This is a genomic window from Flavobacterium sp. xlx-214, from assembly GCF_013874595.1.
GTDB lineage: Bacteria > Bacteroidota > Bacteroidia > Flavobacteriales > Flavobacteriaceae > Flavobacterium.
The window spans coordinates 2,221,096-2,244,093 of sequence record NZ_CP059431.1 but is presented as its reverse complement, the minus strand read 5'-3'; the positions used below and the strand labels follow the sequence as shown (position 1 = coordinate 2,244,093).

Here is a 22,998-nt window from a genome sequence, read left to right as displayed (position 1 = left end):
TTTAAAGAATTAATAAAAATGCAACGCGACGAACAAATCTTTGATTTAATTTTAGATGAGCAAGACAGACAAGTTCATGGTTTGGAATTAATTGCTTCGGAAAACTTTGTAAGCGACCAAGTTATGGAAGCTGCAGGATCGGTTTTAACCAATAAATACGCAGAAGGATACCCAGGTAAAAGATACTATGGTGGTTGTGAAGTGGTAGATATTGTAGAACAATTAGCTATTGACAGAGCTAAGGCTTTGTTTAATGCAGCTTATGTAAATGTACAACCTCACTCTGGTTCACAAGCAAATACAGCCGTTTACGCTGCCGTTTTAAAGCCAGGTGATAAAATTTTAGGTTTTGATTTATCGCACGGTGGGCATTTAACACATGGTTCGCCTGTAAATTTCTCTGGTAAATTATACAATCCTGTTTTTTATGGTGTTGATGAAGCTACTGGATTGATTAATTACGATAAAATTCAAGAAGTTGCAGAACGCGAAAAACCACAATTGATTATTGCAGGTGCATCGGCTTACTCTCGTGATATGGATTTTAAACGTTTCCGTGAAATTGCTGATTCTGTAGGCGCGTTGTTAATGGCCGATATTTCGCATCCTGCTGGTTTAATTGCTAAAGGATTATTGTCTGACCCCCTACCTCACTGTCATATTGTAACAACTACTACACATAAAACATTACGTGGTCCAAGAGGTGGTATGATTATGATGGGGCAAGATTTTGAAAATCCATTTGGTTTAAAAACGCCTAAAGGCGAAACACGTATGATGTCTGCTTTGTTAGATTCTGCTGTTTTTCCAGGAAATCAAGGTGGTCCGCTAATGCATATTATTGCTGCTAAAGCAGTTGCTTTTGGCGAAGCTTTACAAGATGAGTTTATGCATTATATGTTGCAAGTTCAAAAAAATGCACAAGCAATGGCAGCTGCATTTGTGAAGAGAGGATACAATATTATTTCAGGTGGAACTGATAACCACATGATGTTAATTGATTTACGCAACAAAAACATTTCTGGTAAAGATGCTGAAAATGCTTTGGTAAAAGCAGAAATTACAGTAAACAAAAACATGGTTCCTTTTGATGATAAATCTCCGTTTGTTACTTCAGGAATCCGTGTAGGTACTGCAGCCGTTACAACTCGTGGATTGGTTGAAAGTGATATGGAAACCATTGTTGATTTAATTGACCGTGTTTTAATGAATCATACAAACGAAGAAGTTTTAGAAGAGATTGGTAATGAGGTAAATGACTTAATGAGCGAGCGTGCTTTGTTTGTTTTTTAGCAAATTATTTTTATAAAAAGTTAAAGAGTCACTAAATGTGGCTCTTTTTTTGTTTACAATGTAACAAATTATCATTTTTGTAACCAACCAATAAAACCAGCATTATGAAATACAAAATACTTATTTGTTTACTTTTTTTAAACATTGCGCTTTACGCTCAAACTACTGTTAAAGGAATTATTAAAGATACCGAAACCAAAAAACCTATAGAATATGTAATGGTTATTGGAAATATTTCTGGTAAAAGTACAGTTACCAATAGCGAAGGTCGTTTTCAATTTAACATGCCACAGCAAGATACTAAGCTTATTATTAAACATTTAGATTATTTTTCTAGAGAAATAGCTGTGTCTGATTCAAAATCGTTAACTATTGAAATTCAACCATCAACAGAATCGTTAGAAGAAATTGTTATTTTCAAAACATCTATCAAAGAAGAAATTGAAAAAGCCATCAAAACATCTCAACAACGTTTTGCCAAGAATTTAAAATTAAACACGTATTACCGTGAATTACTGTACATTAACGGAACTATGTATCAATACGAAGATGCTGAAATTGATTATTATTTACAATCGATAAACAAAAGTAATGTTGTAGTGAATGAAAGTAGAAGTGTAAAATTTAAAAATGATGAGGCAAAGAAATTTGATTCGTTAACAAGAGTTAATTATTATTGGGGCGATTTAAAAGAGAGAGTTTCAAGAGAATTTGATTTTAATTTGGTAAAAAGCATTATTACCAATAAAGAACTAGATTTATATGTAACACAAAAAACAACTGCTGATGCTGTTGCCTTAAATGTTTTACATTTTAACCCAATTGACAAAGCAAAAAAAACCATGATGAGTGGTACTGTAATTTATGGTGCTGATGATTACTTAATAAGAGAAATTAAAGCAAATATTGATCCTAATTTTGTTGCTAATAGTGAATATTTACAACAAAACAATCATCGTTTTAAGCGTAGTTTTTATAACAGAACCACCATTTTTAATTTGTATAAAGATAAGTATGCATTAACTTATACATCGTATCGTATTTTTGGAGTATCCGAAGTGGTAAATCAATTAACAAAAGTAGGTGGCTTTGTAGAATTACTAGTAGATTCTGTTGAAGAAAACCCGACACAACCTAAAGCCGAAAAATTTTATACAAACGAAAAATTGACTCCTTTAGGTAAAAACTATAAAACAAAATATTGGGAGAAATTCAATGTAGTTCCGTTAACATACAAAGAAGAGCAAATGTTGAAACAAATAAATAATTAAATAAAAAAGCGACTTTGAGTAAGTCGCTTTTTATATTTATAATGATTCAAAACCAAACAATTGCTTTTCTTTTATAATTGTAGCAACTGTTTCAGGTACATCATTTTGCCAACTTTGATCTTTAGCATGTAACTTATTTAAAACTTTGTGCGAAAAAACTTGAAGATTTTGAGCATCAAAATTATCAATATCAACAATTTGTCCTTCTGTTTTAAAATAGTTATAAATAGGTTTTAACGCTTCATCATGTAATTGAATATTAGCACTTGTAACAATAAATCCTTCATCATTTTGAAGAGGATACACATAAATTTCTAAACTATGCTTAAACAATCTACCTAAACCTTCAAACAAACCTCCGTTTAAATTATCATAATGCTTTGCATCAAAAATCTCAAGTAAACTAGGCACTCCAATTGTTAAAGCTATTTTTTCTTGTGAGTATTCTGAAATGTAATCAATCACTTTAAAATATTCTTTAAAGTTCGATATCATTACTGTATGTCCTAAAGCGCATAATAAATCTGCTCTATCAAGAAAATCTTGTTCATCAACAGCACCTAAAGCTAATAAATTATTCAAAGTAATTTCAAAAATAACGACCGTTTTATCAATTGTAGTTTCATTTTTTGCTAAAAACTGCTGCAATGAATTTTGATACATATCAATATTTACAACCGTAACAGGTCTAAAACTACCACGCAATAACAATACATTTTTTCTAAAAAGCGTATTAGCAGGTAAAATATTTTGACCATTAGCGCCAAACATAACCGCATCTGCCATACCATTTTTCACCAAAAAAAGACTCATTAAGCGATTATCTACATCTTTAAATGCAGGTCCTGAAAAATTAATGGTATCAATTTCTAACTGATCTTTATCTAAATGATCATACAAATGATAAATCAGTTTTTTAGGATCATGATGTTGGTAAAAAGCGCCATAAATTAAGTTAACCCCTAAAGTACCTAAGGTTCTTTGCTGTAACAACACATCATTTTCTTTAAACTGTATGTGCAAAATAATTTCATTAAAAGCACCTTTAGGCGCGTTCTGAAAACGAATTCCAACCCAACCATGACCTTTAAACTTCTTTGCAAAGTCAATTGTAGTAACTGTATTTGCGTAACTAAAATATAAGCGATCGGGGTTTTCTTCATGATTTAATCGCTCTTCCAAAAGCTTCACTTCATGATTCAACATTTTATGTAAGCGGGTTTCGGTCACATAACGTCCGTCTGTTTCAACTGTATAAATTGCATCACTAAATTGCTTATCATAAGCAGACATTGCCTTAGCAATTGTTCTTGAAGCTGCACCTGCTCTAAAAAAATGACGCGCCGTTTCTTGACCTGCGCCAATTTCTGCAAAAGAACCATAAATGTTCTTATTCAAGTTAATTCGTAAAGTTTTGTCCGAAATTGCTGGTTTATGCTCAATAATTCTATCTCCTTGTAAGGATAAATCATCTGCAAAAAAATTATTCATGCTTGTATTTTGTTTGCCTATAAAGTTACTAAATTCATATTTAATGTGCTATTTTTGTAAAAAAAGAATCGTTTGTGAAAATATTTTTTTTAGGTACAGGCACATCTCAGGGAATTCCAGTTATTGGTATTAAAGATCCTGTATGCTTAAGTACCAATCCAAAAGACAAACGGTTGCGCTCTTCTATATTGATTGAATGGAATGGTAGTCATTTTTTAATTGATTGTGGACCCGATTTTCGACAGCAAATGCTTAGAATTGATAATCAGAAGTTAGATGCTGTTTTGTTTACTCATGAACACGCCGATCATACTGCGGGTTTAGACGATTTAAGACCTTATTGTTTTATGGAAAGTAAAGCAATGCCTATTTATGCTCAAAAAAGAGTAATAAACAGTTTAAAAAATAGATTTGATTATATTTTTGCTACTGAGCATCGATATCCAGGAGCACCATCGGTTCAAATCAATGAAATAGAACCTTATCAAGAAATCAATATTAATGATAAAACCATCTTGCCTTTATTGGTAAATCATGGTTCTTTGCCCATTTTAGGTTATAGATTAGATAATTTTGCCTATTTAACAGATGTTAAAACTTTGGATGAAGAAACCTATCAAAATTTACAAAATTTAGATGTTTTGGTGATTAATGCGCTTCGATTACAAGAACATCCAACACATAATAATTTAGAAGAAGCTTTACAGCATATAAAAAAGACAAATCCTAAAAAAGCATATTTAACACACATTGGTTTTCAATTAGGCTTTCATGACGAAGTTGAAAAACAATTACCTGATAATGTTTTTTTAGCATATGATGAATTAATTTTAGAATTATAATGAAACGTATTTACTTATATTTATTTTTATTTTCGTTAATAATCAACGTTTTTCAATTTGTAAACGACTCAAAAGTCTTAAAAGCACAAAATGAGCGTATTGTTAGTTTAGAAAAAAGATTAAAAAAAGCCGAAGATTCTCTTCAATTAATAAAAAAACAGCCTGTTAATTCAATAAACTCTTAACATGAAACATTTATTAGTATCTATTGTTAGTATTTCTTTATTCTTTGTTTCTTGCAATAAAGAAAAGAACACGTTAAAAGATGTAAACCAAGCAATGGTAAACGATTCTTTAGAAATGTATAAAAAATTGTATGATGAGGCTGCTTATTTTTCAATTGATAAAAATGAAAATGCTCAAAAAACATTTGCTCCCGAAAAAATTGATGGTGTAATGGCTAAAGTAGTACAAGATTTTAGTGCTTTAAACCAACAAGAAGGTGGAAACCCGCTAATACCAAAGGATGCTAATGGATCTGAAACAAAACTTAATAAAATGTCGGTAATTAATCACAAATGGTTAATTGTTGATTTTTACAATGAAACTACCACAGGTGAATTATTAATTAAATATGAATATGCACCTAACCAAACTACTCAATTTAAAGTAATTGATATGGTTCTATATTAAAAAAACGTTTCCTTAAGGGAAACGTTTTATTTTAATAAAAACTCTTTAAAATCGAAGAAATTCTTAGGAGCAACTCCGTGCCCAACAGGATATTCATTATATTCAAAAGAAATGTTATAAGGTTTTAAGAACTCACTGGTTTTTCTAGCCCATTCTACAGGAATAACCTGATCTACAGTTCCGTGAGAACCAAATATTTTTATGTTTTTATACGCAGATAAATCTGTTTTTGGGTTCAAAATAGCAGGATTAAAATAGCCACTTAATGCAACCACTTTATTTACTTTTTCTGGGTAAGTTAATGCAACAGAATAACTTAAAATAGCACCCTGACTAAAACCTACTAAATTTACATTCTCCTTATCAATTGGATATTTTGCACAAACTTCATCAATAAATTGCACTAAAGTGTCTCTTGATTCAATAGCTTGAGAATCATCACTAAACTTATTCATGTCAGCATCAAAAGTAATAGCGTACCAAGCAAAACCGTATGGCGGCACTTGATAAGGCGCCTGAACCGAAATAACGTAATAATGATCAGGTAATTCTGTTGCAAAAGAAAACAAATCTTCCTCATTGCTACCGTATCCATGAATTAAAAGTAATAATGGATTTTTATCTAGAATTACTTTTGGTTCTTTAATGATATAATTTAAAATACCTTGTTGCATGTATTAATTTTTTTTAGAAAATATTTTTTGGATAAATGGTCCAATTACAGGTAACAACTTATACTCGTTTGATATAGCACCCGAAAAACTATAAATCCACAATATAAAAATAAAAATATAAAAACCAATTAAAGTAGGCATAAACATAAAATCGGGCACAATGGGTAAAATGGCACTGATTAATAAAAACAACACAAAAATACCAACAGCTTGTTTAATATAAAAACTACCAAACGTATCTTTTTCTTCTTGATTGATAAACCAAGCAATTACAGGCCCTAAAAAGGTTAAGTGCGCTATAATTGCAGCTAATTTACCATCTTTTGATATCGTATTTTCTTTCATTATTTAACAACTAATTTATTGTTATGATAAATTCCGTAAACCCATCCTTTCATTGCATGATTTAAAAAAGCGGCATTTTTAGATTTAGAAAGGATATCATTTTTGGTGAAATTCCACTCTTTTGTTGGATTAAAAAACGTTAAATCTGCTTTTTCTCCTACTTTTATACTTGCTTTTTGTTTTAGAAAGATATTTTTAGCAGCTTGTAATTTATCCACCACAACTTCTAAAGGTAAAATTGTTAGCAAAGCGCCAAAAGCCGATTCTAAACCAATAGTACCATTACTTGCCATATCAAACTCCATTTTTTTGTGTTCAATATCCATAGCACAATGGTCTGATGTTATAAAATCAATTGTTCCGTCTAAAACACCATCAATCAAAGCTTGTTGATGTTGTGTATCTCTAATTGGAGGATTTACTTTAAAACGAGTATCAAAATCTACTAAAACATCATCTGTTAAAACTAAATTATGAATAGCGACGCTACATGTAACATTTAAGCCTTTTGCCTTAGCTTCTTTGATTAAATCAACCGATTTTTGAGTAGAAATAGTAGGAATGTGCATTTTTCCACCTGTATATTCCAACAAAAATAAATTACGTGCAATTACTACTTCTTCTGACAATGGAGGAATTCCTTTTAAGCCTAATTTAGTTGATGTAATTCCTTCATGTACAACTCCTTTTCCTTTGATATTTGAATCGTTACTATAAGTAATTACCATACCATCAAAATCCTGTGCATATTGCAAACCAATTTTTAAAAGATTAGCATTTTCGATATTTTTCTTGTAATCGCCAAAAGCAATCGCACCTTCATTATGCATATCATACATTTCTGCCAAGTCAGCTCCTTCCTGATTTTTCGTAAAAGCACCTATTGGATGTAAAGAAGTAGCATGGTTTTGCGCTTTAGTTTTTACAAAACTCACCAAAGATTGATTATCAATTACTGGATATGTATTTGGCTGGTAAGCAATATGCGTAAATCCACTTTTTGCAGCTACCATTAAACCGTTATTTATGGTTTCACGATCTTCAAAACCAGGTTCTCCAAAAGCAACCGAAGCATCCATCCAACCACTAGAAACGTGTAAATTATCAAAAGAAATTTGTTCAAAAACACTATTGTTTATTTCCGATGCAATTTCAGAAATAACCCCATTTTCAATTTTAATATCTACTTTTTTTTGGTTGAATTCACTTGACGAATCTATAATTGTAGCACTCTTAATTAAGATGTTCATGGTATAATGGATTGTGTAATTTAAAATCGAACAAAATTACGGATATATTCTTTATAACTGTAAAGAAATTAAAATTTATCTCGTATTAAAAATTCTATGATAATTATCAGAATTTAATGAAAAACTAGTGACTACTTTTGTTGTAAAGTATAAGCAATGAAATCATTAATAACCAAATACAACGTTCCAGGACCTAGATACACCAGCTATCCTACAGTACCCTTTTGGAATCAAGATTCTTTTTCTCTTGAAGAATGGAAACAAAATTTAAAAATTACTTTTAACAAAACCAATGCATCAGAAGGTATTTCTCTTTATATACATTTGCCTTTTTGCGAAAGCTTGTGTACTTTTTGCGGATGTCATAAACACATTACCAAACGTCATGATGTAGAAACACCTTATATAAATGCAGTTTTAACTGAATGGAAATTGTATTTAGATCTTTTAGAAACAAAACCAATTATTAAAGAATTACATTTGGGTGGAGGTACTCCAACATTTTTTTCTACAAATGAATTAAAGCGATTAATTGAAGGGATTCTATCAACATCAGTACAACACAAAAACAGCGAATTTAGTTTTGAAGGTCACCCAAACAATACAACAAAAGAACACTTAGAAACCTTATATAATTTAGGATTTAAGCGTGTAAGTTTTGGTGTGCAAGATTATAATGAAACGGTACAAAAAGCAATTAACAGACAGCAAACATTTGAACAAGTAGAAAAAGTAACTAAATGGGCACGTGAAATTGGATATACTTCTATTTCGCACGATATTATTTATGGCTTGCCTTTTCAAACCCAAAACTCAATTAAAGATACAATTGAAAAAACAAATATTTTAAGTCCCGATCGTATCTCTTTTTATTCTTATGCGCATGTTCCGTGGATAAAAGGCAACGGACAAAGAGGTTTTAATGATGAAGATATTCCTAAAAATGATGAAAAAAGAGCTTTATATGAGTTGGGAAAAGAATTATTACAAGAAAACGGATATTTAGAAATTGGTATGGATCATTTTTCAAAAACAACCGATTCTTTGTATCAATCATTCAAGAAAAACAGTATGCATCGTAATTTTATGGGATATACATCTTCTAAAACATCGGTAATGATCGGTTTAGGAACTTCTTCCATTAGCGATTCTGTTACGGCTTTTGCGCAGAACGAAAAAAACATTAAGCTCTACCAAGAAAAAGTTGCAAACAAAGAACTTCCTGTTGTAAAAGGACATATACTAACCCGTGAAGATAATGTGATAAGACAAGTAATTTTAGATATTATTTGTCAGTTTCAAACCAATTTAAAGTTCATTTATCCAATTATTACAAAAACAACCATCAAAAATCGCTTGGCTGAATTAAAAAAAGATGAATTGATTTTTATAGAAAACGATTTTTTATACGTTACTGATAAAGGCAAAACATTTGTACGAAATATTTGCATGGCATTTGATAATCATTTAATAAACCAACAACCAACAACTCAATTGTTTTCTATGACTATTTAGAAGTTATTGTATTACTTTTTTAATTTAAAACCCAATTCTCAATTATTTGTTTTCCTTGAGGGGTTAAAACCGACTCTGGATGAAATTGAACACCTCGTATGTTATACGTTTTATGTTTTAAAGCCATAATATTACCTTGCTCATCAATAGCTGTTGGAATAATATTGTTTGAAACATTTTCATTAGCTACAACCCAAGAATGGTAATGACCTACTAAAATTTCTTCAGACAAGTTATTCCATAAATAATCGGCTTCTAGAATAGTAAGTTTAGACGAAATACCATGCAAAGGTTTTTTAAGATTTTTTAACGAACATCCAAAGTATTCTGCTATAGCTTGATGCCCTAAACAAACGCCCAAAATACTTTTCTTATCCTTATAAAAATCGATTACGTCCATTAGAAGTCCCGCATCTTTCGGTAGCCCTGGTCCAGGTGATAAAACAATTTTATCAAAAGAGGTTAACTGCTCTAAATAAAAATCATCGTTTAAAAAAACGGTCACTTCTACTCCATCAAAACTTTCTAAATAATGAATGATGTTGTAAACAAAAGAATCGTAATTATTAATTACTGCAATTTTCATAAAAAAACCTCTCTTTAAAGAGAGGCAAATGTATGATTTAAAGCTAAATTGTACAACTAGAATTTGTTTTCAACTTCAGTAGCTTCTAACAATAAATAATGCATATCGGTATTTTTCATAAAAGGTTTATGCAAATGATTTCCTGGTCCGTACATAGCTACTTCAACATAATCGGCAGAGTGATCCATTGATATCCAACCAACTGAATTGTAGTTTTTTTGCATTTCTGCAAACACTTTAAACGGTAAATGTTTGTAGTTGTACAAACCGTCATCGCCTTTATTTAAACCATTGTAATAAGAAGCAATTGTTTTAGCCTCGTCATCAGTAAGCGCCACATTAATACTTTCTTTTATGAAATCTTTAATTTGCGTTTCGCTTTGATTGTTTTTAATTGTGTTTAAAATATACTCGTTGGTATGTTTGTAAGCCGCTAAACTATCAAAATGGTCGTTGGCGTGCTTTCCATAAATTAATCCTGGGTTTGCATTTCCGTGATCGGTTGTAATGACAACCAGCGTATTTTTATCTTCTTCAGCAAACTTCATTGCTACAGCAATTGCTTCATCAAATTGTAGCTGTTCGTGAATTAAAGCAGATATATCATTTGCGTGTGCAGCCCAATCAACCTTTCCTGATTCTACCTGAAGTACAAAACCTTCTTTATGATCTTTCATTTGATTGATTGCAACTTGCGTCATTTCTGCCAACGTTGGAATTTTATTCTGTAAATCAGCAGATTGTTGCCTGTCTATAGCATAAGGTAATGCATCAAAATCAAAAACGCCTAATAACTTTTTCGTTTTATCAGTTTTAAACAACTCACTTTTTGTTGTAGAAACCTTGTAGTTTTGCTTTGAAAAAGCCGCGTACATATCTTTTTTGTCTTTTCTATGTGCAGCATCAAAATACTGTTGACCACCGCCTAACAAAACATCGTAACCAATTCTAAGGTATTCTTCGGCAATAGCCGCTTGATCGTTTCTACTCTTTAAAGCAACCGTAAAACCAGCCGGTGTAGCGTGTGTTATAGGAACCGTAGTTACACAACCTGCTTTTTTTCCTTTGCTTTTGAACTTTTGCCAAATTGGTAAATTTTCTTTTCCTTCTGGACTGATATTTAACGATCCGTTATTAACACGAAAACCACCACCCCAAGAAGAACTTGCAGCAGCAGAATCGGTTACTATAGAAGAAGCCGAAGCCATATCCATTAAGCCACGACTCACTTTATTGTCAAGATACAATTGCAACCAATTACCATTTTTTCCTAAAATACGATTGTTGTATATATTAGCTAAATTTAAAGTACCCGAACTCATACCATCGCTAACCATAAAAATAATGTTCTTGGCTTTTTTATTGGTAAAAGTAAGTGCTTCTTTACTTGAAGTATTGCCTGCTAAAGCATCTAACGGATTTAATATAGTGGAACCTAAAGCAGCTAAACCGCCTAGTTTAAAAAAATTTCTTCTTTTCATTTCAAAATATATTTATACAAAAATAGGCAAACAAAACGTTTGCCTAATCCTATCATATTAAATTTATATTAACTAAAACATTAATTAACATCTACTATTATTTGATTTTGAAGTAAATCTTTAAACGTTTCACGCGCTCTAACTAAGTAAGCTTCATTGTTGTAAACCAAAACTTCGGCTGGTTTAAAACGTGAGTTATAATTAGATGCCATTGAAAAACAATAAGCACCTGCGTTATGAAAACTTAAAATATCGCCTTCTTTTATCTCAGCGATTTTTCTGTTGCTTGCAAAAGTATCGGTTTCACAAATGTATCCAACTACCGAATAAAAACGTTCTTTTCCTTCGAAATTCGAAATATTTGTAATGTGATGATACGAATTGTAGAACATTGGACGGATTAAATGATTAAAACCAGAATCGATTCCAGCAAAAACTGTCGAAGTAGTTTGTTTTACCACATTTACTTTTGCTAAAAAATACCCCGCTTGCGAAACTAAAAATTTACCTGGTTCAAAAACCAAAGTCAAATTTTTACCATATTCTTTACAAAATTGGTTGAAACGTTGTGATAATTTTTCACCAAGTTCTTCAATATCAGTTTCTAAATCACCTTCTTTATACGGTACTTTAAAACCGCTTCCAAAATCAATAAAATCTAAATTTTTGAATTGTTTTGCTGTTTCAAACAAAATTTCAGATGCATATAAAAACACTTCAATATCTAAAATATCAGACCCCGTATGCATATGAATACCATTCACTTTCATTTTAGTATTTTGAATAATTCTTAAAATATGAGGTGTTTGATGTACCGAAATTCCGAATTTACTATCGATATGACCTACCGAAATATTTGAATTTCCTCCTGCCATTACATGTGGATTAATACGAATACATACAGGAATATTAGGATGTTTAGCACCAAATTGCTCTAAAATTGAAAGATTATCAATATTGATATGAACTCCTAATTTAACAACGTCTTCAATTTCTTCTAAAGAAACACCATTAGGTGTAAACATGATATCGTCTGGCGCAAAACCAGCCTCTAAACCAAGCAAAACTTCTTGTATTGATACGGTATCTAACCCACTGCCCTTCTTCTTCAACAACTTTAAAATGGAAATGTTTGTTAGCGCCTTAGCCGCATAATTAATTTTTAAATGCTTTATGTCTTTAAAAGCATCTTGTAAACGTTGAAATTGTGATTCAATTACGTTACCATCGTACACATACGTAGGGCAACCATACTCTTGAGCAATGTTTAATAATAAATTTGTATCCATTTTTTTAAAATTGTTGTTGAAGGTGCAAATTTATAAAAAAACCTCGAAACTTAGTTTCGAGGTTTTTTTTATTCTTTTACTATTTTATAAAACAATTCTATTACTTCATCATTTTTTCCGTCTCCATTAATATCTAAAACTCTTTTTAATTGTAAATGAGAATTTGTTTTTTCAATTATAGTTCCTCCTTGAAAAAAGTTAGATCCATAAAATTTTAATTCATTATTTACAACACTATAAGAGCCATAATACTTTTGTGATGGACATGGAGGTACAGGAGTTGTTTTTGCAGCATTTTCGTTATTGCTATAATCAACTATTTCAAAAGAATGAAATTTGCTTAATATAAGATAATCGCGCCCGCAATTAGCATTTCCTTCATAAGGTTTTGATTCACCATTAATAATAATACTTTCCGGATACCATGTTCCTACAAGCACATCTACATTATCATCATCTTTATCACAAGCAATAAAAGCTAACGAAATACCTAATAACAAAAACGCTTTTTTCATAAATTGAATTATATTGAAACTCCTAAATAATTACTAGGTGTTATTTGTTTTAACTCGTTTTTAATCAAATCAGAAACATTCAAAGTATCAATAAAAGCATGAATTGTTTTTTGATTCATTTCTTCGTTGGTACGTGTTAAATCTTTTAAAGCTTCGTACGGATTTGGATACGCTTCTCTACGTAAAATGGTTTGAATAGCCTCTGCAACTACAGCCCAATTATTTTCTAAATCTTGTGCAAACTTTGCTTCGTTTAATAATAGTTTATTCAATCCTTTTAAAGTTGCTTCAAAAGCAATAATAGTATGTCCAAAAGGCACACCAACATTACGCAAAACGGTGCTATCTGTTAAATCACGTTGTAAACGAGAAATAGGTAATTTTGCTGATAAATGTTCAAAAATTGCATTCGCAATACCTAAATTTCCTTCCGAATTTTCAAAATCGATTGGATTTACTTTATGTGGCATTGCAGATGAACCTACTTCGCCCGCTTTGATTTTTTGTTTGAAATATTCCATTGAAACATACGTCCAAACATCGCGATCTAAATCTATTATAATGTTATTGATTCGTTTTAAAGCATCGAAAAAAGCTGCAAAATGATCATAATGTTCAATTTGAGTTGTAGGAAACGAATGTTTTAATCCTAAAATTCCTTCAACAAAATGCTCTCCAAAAGCTCTCCAATCGTTTGTTGGATACGCAATTTTATGTGCATTAAAGTTTCCTGTTGCACCACCAAATTTAGCAGCAAAAGGTATGTTGCTTAACAAACGTAATTGCTCTTCTAAACGAACAACAAAAACGTGCAATTCTTTTCCTAAACGTGTTGGCGATGCTGGTTGCCCATGTGTACGTGCTAACATTGGTATATCTTTCCACTCTACGCTTAATTCTTTTAATTTATTAATTAACTGAATAAACGTTGGCATATACACCTTTTCAAAAGCTTCTTTTGTTGATAAAGGAATTGCTGTATTGTTAATATCTTGAGAAGTTAATCCAAAGTGAATAAACTCTTTATATTCTTGTAAACCTAATTGATCAAATTTATGTTTGATAAAATATTCAACAGCTTTAACATCATGATTTGTGATTTTTTCTGTATTCTTAATCCATAAAGCATCTTCAGAAGAAAATTCTTGATACATTTTTCTTAATTCAGAATACAAATCTTTAGAAACATTTGCAACTTGAGGTAATGGCAATTCGCATAGAGCAATAAAATACTCTACTTCAACCAAAACACGATATTTAATTAAAGCTTCTTCCGAAAAATAATCTGCTAAGGGAGCTGTTTTTGATCTGTATCGTCCATCAATTGGAGACACAGCATTTAATTCTGTTAACATAAATAGATAATATTGTTAAGCAACAAATATACTGAGGTTTTATAGTTTAAAAAAACATATTTTCACCAAAATAATAAACCCCAATTGTGTTTTAAAATACAATTGGGGTTTATTATTTTTTTATCATGATTATGACTTACTCCACTCTAAAATAGAGTTACGATTCATTTTTATATAATCTTCATTTCCTGCTTTTTCCGAAGCTTTTAATGATTGATTAGCGGTTTCTATAGCTCCTTTTTTGTCACCGTTTGCAGCCTGAATCAACGATTTTTGACGCAACATATAAAAAGGAACTTCGCCTTCTTGCATTGTAATTGATTTGTTTACATATTCTAAAGCTTTCTTTAAATCTTGGTTTACAGAAAACAAATAAACACCAGCTGCATAATAATCAGATGCTTTTGATGAAGCATTGATTGATGAATTGATGCTCTCCATTGCCAATTTATGTGTAGGCAATTTAAAAGGAACTTTCACTAATGTTTTCTCCCAAGAAATATCTAAAGTTGCTTCATTATTGTTTTTTGGGTTTACAGCAATTGTTAAATACTCAACATCGTTTAACAAAGTTTCTGGCTTAACTGATGTTTTAAGAACTACATCGCTTTCATTCCAAGTTTTAGGAAGCCCCCAGTTATCTGTTGTTTTGTAAAAAATCACATCCCAAGACTCTGCCTTTGGAATTGAATACAACGCATATTTTCCTGCAGCTAATGTTTTACCTTCAATTTCGATATCTGTATCAAATTCAACAACTGTATTTTGATTAGCTCCTGTACGCCAAACTTTTCCGTAAGGTACTAAATCTCCAAAAACCAAACGTCCTTTTTTTGCTGGTCGGTAATATTCTACATCAACTTTAGTCAAACCTACCGTTTGCTCAATGTCTGATTTTAAACTAGCTTGTGGTGTTTTAATTTGTGCTTGTGCATTCATTGCAAAGATGAATGCTGCTGCTAATACTAACTTTTTCATTTTTTTTATTTTGAATATTTAGTGATTCCTTCTTTTAACCAAGTTTCATATTCTGAAACTTCTGGCGTATATCCTACTGGAGTATTTAACGAGTTTCCTTCGTTATCTAAAACAATATAATACGGTTGCGCATTTGCTTGGTATTTTTCAATTTGGAAATCGCTCCATTTGTTTCCTATTGTTTTGATTTTTTTACCTGTTGTTTTTGAAACGTATTGTTCTGCTTCTGGCAATTCTTTTTTATCATCAACATATAACGATATCAAAACCACATCGTTCTGTAAAATGTTTAATATTTGCGTTTCAGACCAAACATAATCTTCCATTTTACGGCAATTTACACATGCAAAACCAGTAAAATCTAACAAAACAGGTTTATTATTTTCTTTAGCGTACGCCATCCCTTTTTCATAATCTAAGAAAGCCACAATGCCGTGAGGACCACTTTTTGCACCATCAGGGATATCGGTAGTTGATGCAACAACAGTTCCTCCTCCTATTCCATTTGGACTTTCAGCATAGGTCATTGGTGGTGGAAAGCCTGAAATTAATTTTAAAGGCGCGCCCCATAAACCTGGTACCAAATAAATGGTAAACGTTGACACTAATAATGCCATAAATAAACGTCCTACTGATATTTTATCGATTTTAGAATCGTGTGGTAACTGAATTTTTCCGAATAAATAAATAGCCCAAGCTGCAAAAATAGTAATCCAAATTGCTAAGAAAATTTCACGTTGTAACCAATGCTTTTGTAAAACTAAATCTGCATTTGATAAAAATTTAAATGCTAATGCTAATTCTAAAAATCCTAAAGAAACTTTTACTGTATTCATCCATCCTCCAGAACGTGGCATTGAATTTAACCAACCTGGGAACATAGCAAACAACATAAATGGCAATGCTAACGCTAATGAAAAACCAAACATACCAATTAGTGGTGCTAATCCTCCTTTTGAAGCTGCTTCAACTAACAAGGTTCCTACAATGGGTCCTGTACATGAGAATGATACAATTGCCAAAGCCAAAGCCATAAAGAAAATTCCTAAAAACCCACCTCTATCTGCTTGTTTATCCACTTTATTTGCCCAAGAATTTGGCAACATAATTTCAAAAGCACCTAAAAAAGAAGAAGCAAAAACAATTAATATCACAAAGAATATAATATTGAACCACACATTGGTAGACAATGCATTTAAAGCATCGGCACCAAAAATCTTAGTTACAATAAATCCTAATAAAACATAAATAATAATGATTGATAAACCGTAAATGATGGCGTTTTTTATTCCTTTCGCTTTTGATTTACTTTGTTTTGTAAAAAAACTTACCGTCATAGGAATCATAGGAAAAACACATGGTGTTAACAAGGCAGCAAATCCTGAAAAGAATGCAATAATAAAAATAGATAACAATCCTTTTTGTTCTGTTTTATCAACCTTTTTTGCATCAGCAATTGGAGCTGTCTTTGCTAAAGAATCAGTTTTAACATCAGAACCTACAGCCGCCACATCTTCAAAATTCTGAACTTCTTTTGAAGTAACAGTCGCTAAATCAAACACAAAATACTTGTTTTGATTAATACACATATCAATACAAGCTTGATAAAAAACTTCTAATTGAATATTTTTTACGTTAGCATTTGTAATTTTTATGTTATGAGTAAACGATGCTTGCTTTGCAAAGTAATACTCATCAACTCCAAAAACATCATTAAATTTCTTTGTATACTCACTTTCCTTTGCTTTTCCTTGAGGTTCAAAATTACCTTCGGCATTATTGTAAATAAATTCTAAAGGAAGTGGTCCTCCATCGGGCGTAAATTGAGAATACATGTGCCACTCGCCTTCAATTGTAGCATCTAATTTAATTTGATATTCGGTATCGGATATTTTTTGAATACTTGATTTCCATTTTACAGGATCTTGTACTTGCGAAAATCCTATTGAAGCAATTAATAAAACTAGAAATGTTAAAAAATTTCTCATTAGTTAGTGGTTAATTTATAAATTTTTGATGTGTTATGCGTTACTTTAAATCGATCATCGGCACGTAAACCAACAATCCAAATGATATTTCCATCGCCATTTTCTAAGATCCATTGTTCTTGCTTTTGAAACTGTGATAATTTAAGATCTTTGTAAAACTTTGATACTTTTTTAAATCCTTTTAATCCAAATGGTTGAAAAACATCTCCTGTTTTGTGTTTTCTTAAAACCAAAGGCCATTTTAAAAGATTCGAATTTACAAAAATAATATTCTTATCTGAAACAAAATTAAACTCAGAAACTTCTGTTATTTTCATAATAAACATATATTTTTCAACATCTAAAATATCGTTTATATAGATATATTCATTATTTACTGTCAAATTATCAATAATTTGCAATGAATTCCTATTATTCAAAAGCGTAAATTTAGCATTGTTTAACACTTTACCTGTGCCTGCATTACAAATCTTTTGAATTTCATTAACATTATCAAATCCAAATTGTTTTAAAAAATGCGTTAAATAAACAAAAGGCTGGTTAAAAGTTAATGCTTTTTTAAGATTTACTTCTACCTTATTTTCAGTTTCAGAAACACTTTCTTTTACAAAGATATTCATAGCTTGTGCTGCCAAAAACTGAGCTTCTTGCAAATGATTTAATGTGCTTTGAAACGAATTTAAAAACTGAGGATTCTCTTCTTTTAATATTGGAACAATCTTATGTCGTATTTTATTACGCAGGTATTTTGTAGTGGCATTTGAAGCATCTTCGCGCCAAATAATTTCATTCTCTTTAGCATAAAAAATAATTTCATCTCTTGAAAAAGGCAATAAAGGTCGAACAACTTTTCCGTTTTTTTCAGGTATTCCTACCAAACCATCAATCCCTGTTCCGCGAGTAAAATTGATTAAAAATGTTTCGGCTTGATCATCTAAATGATGTGCAGTTGCAATGAAATTAAATCCATGAGACGCACTTAATTCATCGAACCATTTGTATCTTAACTCACGAGCAGCTATTTGAATTGAAACTTTATTTAAAGAAGCATAATTAACTGTATTAAAATTATTTACAAAATAAAAAATGTTGTTTTTTAAACAATAATCGTGAACTAATTTTTCATCTAAATCACTTTCGGTTTCTCTTAATTGAAAGTTACAATGTGCTACAGCAAAGTTGAAGTGTGCCTGTTGAAATAAATGCAAAAGCACCATACTATCTACACCGCCACTAACTGTTAATAAAGTTTTGCAGGTTAATAATTCACTAAAATTTTGTTCGATATGTTTTTTAAAACGTTCTAACATTCTTCTAAAACTTTTTTCATTGCATTTGCTTTTAACAAACACTCATTATATTCATCAACAGCATTTGCATTAATGGTAATTGCACTGCCCACACTAAATGAAAGGTACTTTTGTTGTTGATTATACAAAATACTACGGATAACCACATTAAAATCAAAATCATTGTTTGGGGTAAAATAACCTATTGATCCGCTGTACAAACTACGTTTAAACTGCTCTACATCCTCAATAATTTTCATGGCAGATAGTTTTGGTGCACCCGTCATGCTTCCCATTGGAAAAGTAGATTTGATAATATCAACCACATTTGTATCATCAGAAACAGTAGAAACAACAGTAGAAATCATTTGATGCACTTGTTTAAAAGAATAAATCCCGAACAACTCTTCCACCAGAACAGATCTTTTTGTAGCCGTTTTTGATAAATCATTACGCACCAGATCTACAATCATTACATTTTCTGATTGTTCTTTTTTGTTTGATGCTAATTCGTTCTTTAAAAAATCATCGCCTATTTCTGTTAAACCTCTCTTAGCTGTGCCTTTTATGGGTTGCGAAATTATTTTTAATTCTTCTTTTTTTAAATAGCGTTCTGGCGAAGCGCTTAACACATATTGCTTATTGAATTTACCAAAGCACGCAAAAGGCGGTTCGGATATTTGATTTAGTTTCCAGAAAACATCTGTTGGATTTATATCCTTATTTTCAACAAAAAAATTAATGCAATAATTAGCTTCATAAATATCACCTTGTTGAATATGGTGCATTACATTATTAAAACCTTTTTCATAATCGGTAAACGATGTTTGACTTTGAATGATTACATCATTTTCAACAACTTCATCAAACAAAAAGATTGCTGTTATTTCTTCAAAATCTGAAGTGATTTCATCACTGCAAACTCCTAAATATTCAAAACGAACTGCATCATCTTCAAAAAAAATGAGTTTTTTGGGCTGAAAGAAAAATAAATCAGGAAAATGCAATCCATCAAAATTTTTCGATTGAATTTGTGCTACATCGTTTTTTAAATCGTATCCTAAATAGCCAAAAAGCCAATCGTTTGTGTTTTTTTGATATTCCTTTAAAGCATCAAAAGCATTAACATAATCGGTTTGCAATAATGTAAAAGCATCAAAAGCCAAAATAGCTTGGTGTGTGCTATATTTGGCTTTATGATTGTTTGATTCTAAAAAAACTACTTCGCGAAACTGTTGCGCCCACTGAAGTACTTGTTTTTTAAATTGTGAGCTATTCTGTACAGAGTACGTTTTTGAAAACCGTTGCATTAACTTTTTAAAATAGTATTGATTTTAGTACTAATTTCTTCTAAAAATTCACTGTTAGTTATTTGTTGCGTTTCTTTGTTGAAGTTTTGAGAAAAGGAAGGAAAGGCAAAACTTTCATAAACAGTACAACCAAAACGCTCGACTAATTTTTGTAAACTTTCATTGGCTCCTAAGGCTCCTCTTCTACCTTCTGAGGTACTTAAAATAAAAATCTTTTTTCCTTCTAAAAACTTTAACTCAAGTCGAGACAACCAATCTAAAATATTTTTAAAGAAAGCAGATAAATTTTGATTATGCTCGTTTGTTGTTATAAAAAGATGTTCAAACTTATCTATTTCTTCTTTTAAAAATAAAATTCCTTCTGGCGATTTTATTTCGCTTTCTAAATCTTCACTAAACAATGGAATATTTAAACCTTTTAAATCAATATAAGTATGATCTAAACTTAATTCTTTTAAAACAGCTTTTGTTAACTGTTTATTGATTGATTTTGATGAATTACTGCCGACGATTACTAGCATATGTTTATTTTAATTACTCTTTATTTTTTTGCACTATCCTTTTTAATACATTTCCTACAACAATCCTATTGTTACAAGATTAGATATTTCAAATTTAATGAATTATTTTTTTAATTATTCCTTATTTAATAATGTTCTTTATGTGCTTGTAACTAACTTAATCTTCTTCATCTAAAGAATAAATTAATATTAAACTGTTTTTTACTTTTTAATAGATAAAGTTTCTCTGAAATTATTCATTTTTTTAATATTATTTTTTTTAGAAATTATTTTGGAGTAATTTAATCACAACTCTATTTTATTTGAGAAAATCAAAAAATAAGACTATGTCTAAACATTGTTGCAGTACAGATGAACCTGTACCATTAAAAAATAAACACGAGCATGAAGGTCATGATCATGGTCATTCGCATGATGATGGTCACAACCATGGTGCTGCGCCAACAACAAAAGCGGAGATTTTCAAAATGTTTCTACCAGCGATTATTTCTTTCGTTATCCTTATGGTAGGATTGGCATTCGATTATTACCTAAAACCTGATTGGTTTTCCGATTGGGTACGTATCGTTTGGTACGCTGTAGCTTATATTTCAGTTGGTTTACCCGTTTTGAAAGAAGCTGCTGAAAGCATAGGAAAAGGAGATGTATTTTCGGAATTTTTCTTGATGGGAATTGCGACGATTGGAGCCTTCGCTATTGGGGAATATCCGGAAGGCGTTGCCGTAATGTTATTTTATGCTGTTGGCGAAGCTTTTCAAGATTTGGCAGTTTCGCGTGCGAAAGGAAATATCAAATCATTACTTGATCAGCGTCCCGATGAAGTAACGATTCTAGAGAACAATCAAACCAAAACAATTAAAGCAGCGGAAGCTAAAATTGATCAAATTATTCAATTAAAACCAGGTGAAAAATTGGCATTGGATGGTGAATTGTTAACCGATAATTCTTCTTTCAACACGGCTGCATTAACTGGGGAAAGCAAACCCGACACAAAATCAAAAGGCGATACAGTTCTTGCAGGAATGATTAATTTGAATTCCGTTTCTCAAGTTCGAATTACCACGCCGTACGAAGATAGCAAGTTGAGTAAAATTTTAGAAATGGTTCAAAATGCGACTTCTCAAAAAGCACCAACCGAACTTTTCATTCGAAAATTTGCTCGAATTTACACACCAATCGTTGTTTTTCTAGCCATTGGAATCTGTCTATTACCGTATTTCTTTGTTCAAGATTACGAGTTTAAAACATGGTTGTACCGAGCGTTAATTTTCTTAGTGATTTCATGTCCGTGTGCGTTGGTGATTTCCATTCCGCTGGGTTATTTTGGTGGAATTGGTGCGGCAAGTAAAAACGGAATTCTCTTTAAAGGAAGTAATTTTTTAGATAAAATTGCTGAGATTCAAAACGTGGCCATGGACAAAACGGGAACCATGACTGAAGGAGTTTTCAAAGTTCAAGAAGTGAATTTGAAGCCTGAATTCAACAAAGATGAGATTCTAAAAATGGTGAATGCGTTGGAAAATTTAAGTACGCATCCCGTTGCTACTGCGATACATGAATACGTTGGAGAAATTGACACCTCTATTCAACTAGAAAATTCTGAAGAAATTGCTGGGCATGGTTTGAAAGCGATCATAAACGGAAAGGAGCTTTTGGTTGGGAATTTCAAATTGATGGACAAATTCAATATTAACTATGATATAGATCCTTCAAACATCGTTTACACCGTCATTGCGATTGCGCATGCTGGACAATTTGCAGGTTACATTACTATTGCGGATAGTATTAAAGAAGACGCTAAACAAACCGTTGACAAATTGCATCAATTGGGTGTAAAAGCAACGATGCTTAGCGGTGATAAAACTTCAGTTGTTGCATTTGTTGCCAAAGAACTTGGTATTGATAATGCTTTTGGTGATTTACTTCCCGAAGATAAAGTGAATAAGGTAAAAGGGATCAAAGCCAAAAATGAAACTGTTGCATTTGTGGGTGATGGTGTGAATGATGCTCCTGTGGTGGCTCTAAGTGATGTGGGTATCGCAATGGGCGGCTTGGGAAGTGATGCCACTATTGAAACTGCAGATATTGTGATTCAAGATGATAAACCATCAAAAATTCCAATGGCAATTAATATCGGCAAGCAAACGAAAAAAATAGTGTGGCAGAATATTGTTTTAGCTTTTGCAGTGAAAGGAATTGTTCTTGCTCTCGGAGCTGGTGGAATTGCGACGATGTGGGAAGCGGTTTTTGCTGATGTTGGCGTTGCTTTTTTAGCGATTCTAAATGCAATTCGGATTCAGAATATGAATTTTAAATCATAAAAAAATCCCGTTTGCCTTTGGCAAGCGGGACAATTTATTATCACAACAAAC

At 31.4% G+C, this 22,998-nt stretch carries 20 protein-coding genes; 6 read left to right on the top strand and 14 right to left on the bottom strand.

What is annotated here, in order from left to right; genetic code table 11:
- The first annotated feature begins 18 nt into the window (after nt 1–18).
- Together glyA and H1R17_RS10460 are read left to right on the top strand one after the other, a co-directional pair.
- Nucleotides 19–1,293 carry a serine hydroxymethyltransferase gene (gene glyA, locus H1R17_RS10465; protein ID WP_163431043.1) on the top strand — a complete coding sequence of 425 codons (1,275 nt, stop codon included), beginning with the start codon at nt 19–21 and terminating at the stop codon, nt 1,291–1,293.
- A 104-nt stretch (nt 1,294–1,397) separates the two neighbouring features.
- On the top strand, nt 1,398–2,564 hold the full coding sequence (locus tag H1R17_RS10460; protein ID WP_163431042.1) for a carboxypeptidase-like regulatory domain-containing protein: 1,167 nt from the start codon (nt 1,398–1,400) through the stop codon (nt 2,562–2,564).
- Nucleotides 2,565–2,600: 36 nt separating this feature from the next.
- Here the strand turns inward: H1R17_RS10460 and H1R17_RS10455 are convergent, their stop codons facing one another.
- Entirely contained in the window at nt 2,601–4,055 is a 1,455-nt protein-coding gene (locus tag H1R17_RS10455; RefSeq protein WP_163431041.1) for a TonB-dependent receptor, read from the bottom strand.
- 74 nt (nt 4,056–4,129) lie between these two features.
- On the opposite strand from H1R17_RS10455, the gene H1R17_RS10450 reads away from it, so the two are divergent.
- Both H1R17_RS10450 and H1R17_RS10445 read left to right on the top strand, forming a co-directional pair.
- Nucleotides 4,130–4,897 carry an MBL fold metallo-hydrolase gene (locus H1R17_RS10450; RefSeq protein ID WP_163431040.1) on the top strand — a complete coding sequence of 256 codons (768 nt, stop codon included), beginning with the start codon at nt 4,130–4,132 and terminating at the stop codon, nt 4,895–4,897.
- A gap of 186 nt (nt 4,898–5,083) precedes the next feature.
- A complete protein-coding gene (locus H1R17_RS10445) occupies nt 5,084–5,530 on the top strand; it encodes a hydrolase (RefSeq protein ID WP_163431039.1) in 447 nt (148 codons plus the stop codon).
- 26 nt (nt 5,531–5,556) lie between these two features.
- On the opposite strand, the gene H1R17_RS10440 is transcribed toward H1R17_RS10445, so the two are convergent.
- The 3 genes from H1R17_RS10440 to H1R17_RS10430 are packed head-to-tail and all read right to left on the bottom strand — an operon-like array spanning nt 5,557 to nt 7,799.
- Entirely contained in the window at nt 5,557–6,204 is a 648-nt protein-coding gene (locus H1R17_RS10440) for an alpha/beta hydrolase (RefSeq protein WP_163431038.1), read from the bottom strand.
- A gap of 3 nt (nt 6,205–6,207) precedes the next feature.
- Nucleotides 6,208–6,549 carry a hypothetical protein gene (locus tag H1R17_RS10435; protein WP_163431037.1) on the bottom strand — a complete coding sequence of 114 codons (342 nt, stop codon included), beginning with the start codon at nt 6,547–6,549 and terminating at the stop codon, nt 6,208–6,210.
- Nucleotides 6,549–7,799: a dihydroorotase family protein gene (locus H1R17_RS10430; RefSeq protein ID WP_163431036.1), complete on the bottom strand. Its 1,251-nt coding sequence runs from the start codon at nt 7,797–7,799 to the stop codon at nt 6,549–6,551. Before H1R17_RS10430 ends, H1R17_RS10435 begins: the two co-directional genes overlap by 1 nt.
- Nucleotides 7,800–7,955: 156 nt before the next feature.
- Here H1R17_RS10430 and hemN point away from each other — a divergent pair, with 156 nt between their 5' ends.
- Nucleotides 7,956–9,314: an oxygen-independent coproporphyrinogen III oxidase gene (hemN, locus tag H1R17_RS10425; protein ID WP_163431035.1), complete on the top strand. Its 1,359-nt coding sequence runs from the start codon at nt 7,956–7,958 to the stop codon at nt 9,312–9,314.
- 19 nt (nt 9,315–9,333) lie between these two features.
- Here the strand turns inward: hemN and H1R17_RS10420 are convergent, their stop codons facing one another.
- The 10 genes from H1R17_RS10420 to H1R17_RS10375 form a co-directional block, all read right to left on the bottom strand.
- On the bottom strand, nt 9,334–9,900 hold the full coding sequence (locus H1R17_RS10420) for an aminodeoxychorismate/anthranilate synthase component II (protein WP_163431034.1): 567 nt from the start codon (nt 9,898–9,900) through the stop codon (nt 9,334–9,336).
- 56 nt (nt 9,901–9,956) lie between these two features.
- A complete protein-coding gene (locus tag H1R17_RS10415; RefSeq protein WP_163431033.1) occupies nt 9,957–11,381 on the bottom strand; it encodes an alkaline phosphatase in 1,425 nt (474 codons plus the stop codon).
- Between the two features lie 80 nt (nt 11,382–11,461).
- Complete coding sequence (gene lysA, locus H1R17_RS10410) at nt 11,462–12,670, bottom strand: diaminopimelate decarboxylase (RefSeq protein WP_163431032.1); 1,209 nt, start codon at nt 12,668–12,670, stop codon at nt 11,462–11,464.
- A 68-nt stretch (nt 12,671–12,738) separates the two neighbouring features.
- Nucleotides 12,739–13,185: a lipocalin family protein gene (locus H1R17_RS10405; RefSeq protein ID WP_163431031.1), complete on the bottom strand. Its 447-nt coding sequence runs from the start codon at nt 13,183–13,185 to the stop codon at nt 12,739–12,741.
- Between the two features lie 8 nt (nt 13,186–13,193).
- On the bottom strand, nt 13,194–14,540 hold the full coding sequence (purB, locus tag H1R17_RS10400; protein ID WP_163431030.1) for an adenylosuccinate lyase: 1,347 nt from the start codon (nt 14,538–14,540) through the stop codon (nt 13,194–13,196).
- 129 nt (nt 14,541–14,669) lie between these two features.
- Complete coding sequence (locus tag H1R17_RS10395; protein ID WP_163431029.1) at nt 14,670–15,518, bottom strand: DUF2911 domain-containing protein; 849 nt, start codon at nt 15,516–15,518, stop codon at nt 14,670–14,672.
- Between the two features lie 5 nt (nt 15,519–15,523).
- Entirely contained in the window at nt 15,524–17,506 is a 1,983-nt protein-coding gene (locus H1R17_RS10390) for a thioredoxin family protein (RefSeq protein ID WP_163431028.1), read from the bottom strand.
- Nucleotides 17,506–18,816 carry a tRNA lysidine(34) synthetase TilS gene (tilS, locus tag H1R17_RS10385; protein ID WP_163431027.1) on the bottom strand — a complete coding sequence of 437 codons (1,311 nt, stop codon included), beginning with the start codon at nt 18,814–18,816 and terminating at the stop codon, nt 17,506–17,508. The genes H1R17_RS10390 and tilS overlap by 1 nt, the downstream gene beginning before the upstream one ends.
- On the bottom strand, nt 18,810–20,105 hold the full coding sequence (locus tag H1R17_RS10380; protein ID WP_163431026.1) for an anthranilate synthase component I family protein: 1,296 nt from the start codon (nt 20,103–20,105) through the stop codon (nt 18,810–18,812). Before H1R17_RS10380 ends, tilS begins: the two co-directional genes overlap by 7 nt.
- Nucleotides 20,105–20,626, bottom strand: coding sequence for an NADPH-dependent FMN reductase (locus H1R17_RS10375; RefSeq protein WP_163431025.1), 522 nt, complete (start codon nt 20,624–20,626; stop codon nt 20,105–20,107). The genes H1R17_RS10380 and H1R17_RS10375 overlap by 1 nt, the downstream gene beginning before the upstream one ends.
- A 326-nt stretch (nt 20,627–20,952) precedes the next feature.
- Between H1R17_RS10375 and H1R17_RS10370 the strand changes: the two genes are divergently transcribed.
- Entirely contained in the window at nt 20,953–22,947 is a 1,995-nt protein-coding gene (locus H1R17_RS10370; RefSeq protein WP_163431024.1) for a heavy metal translocating P-type ATPase, read from the top strand.
- Nucleotides 22,948–22,998 lie beyond the last annotated feature (51 nt).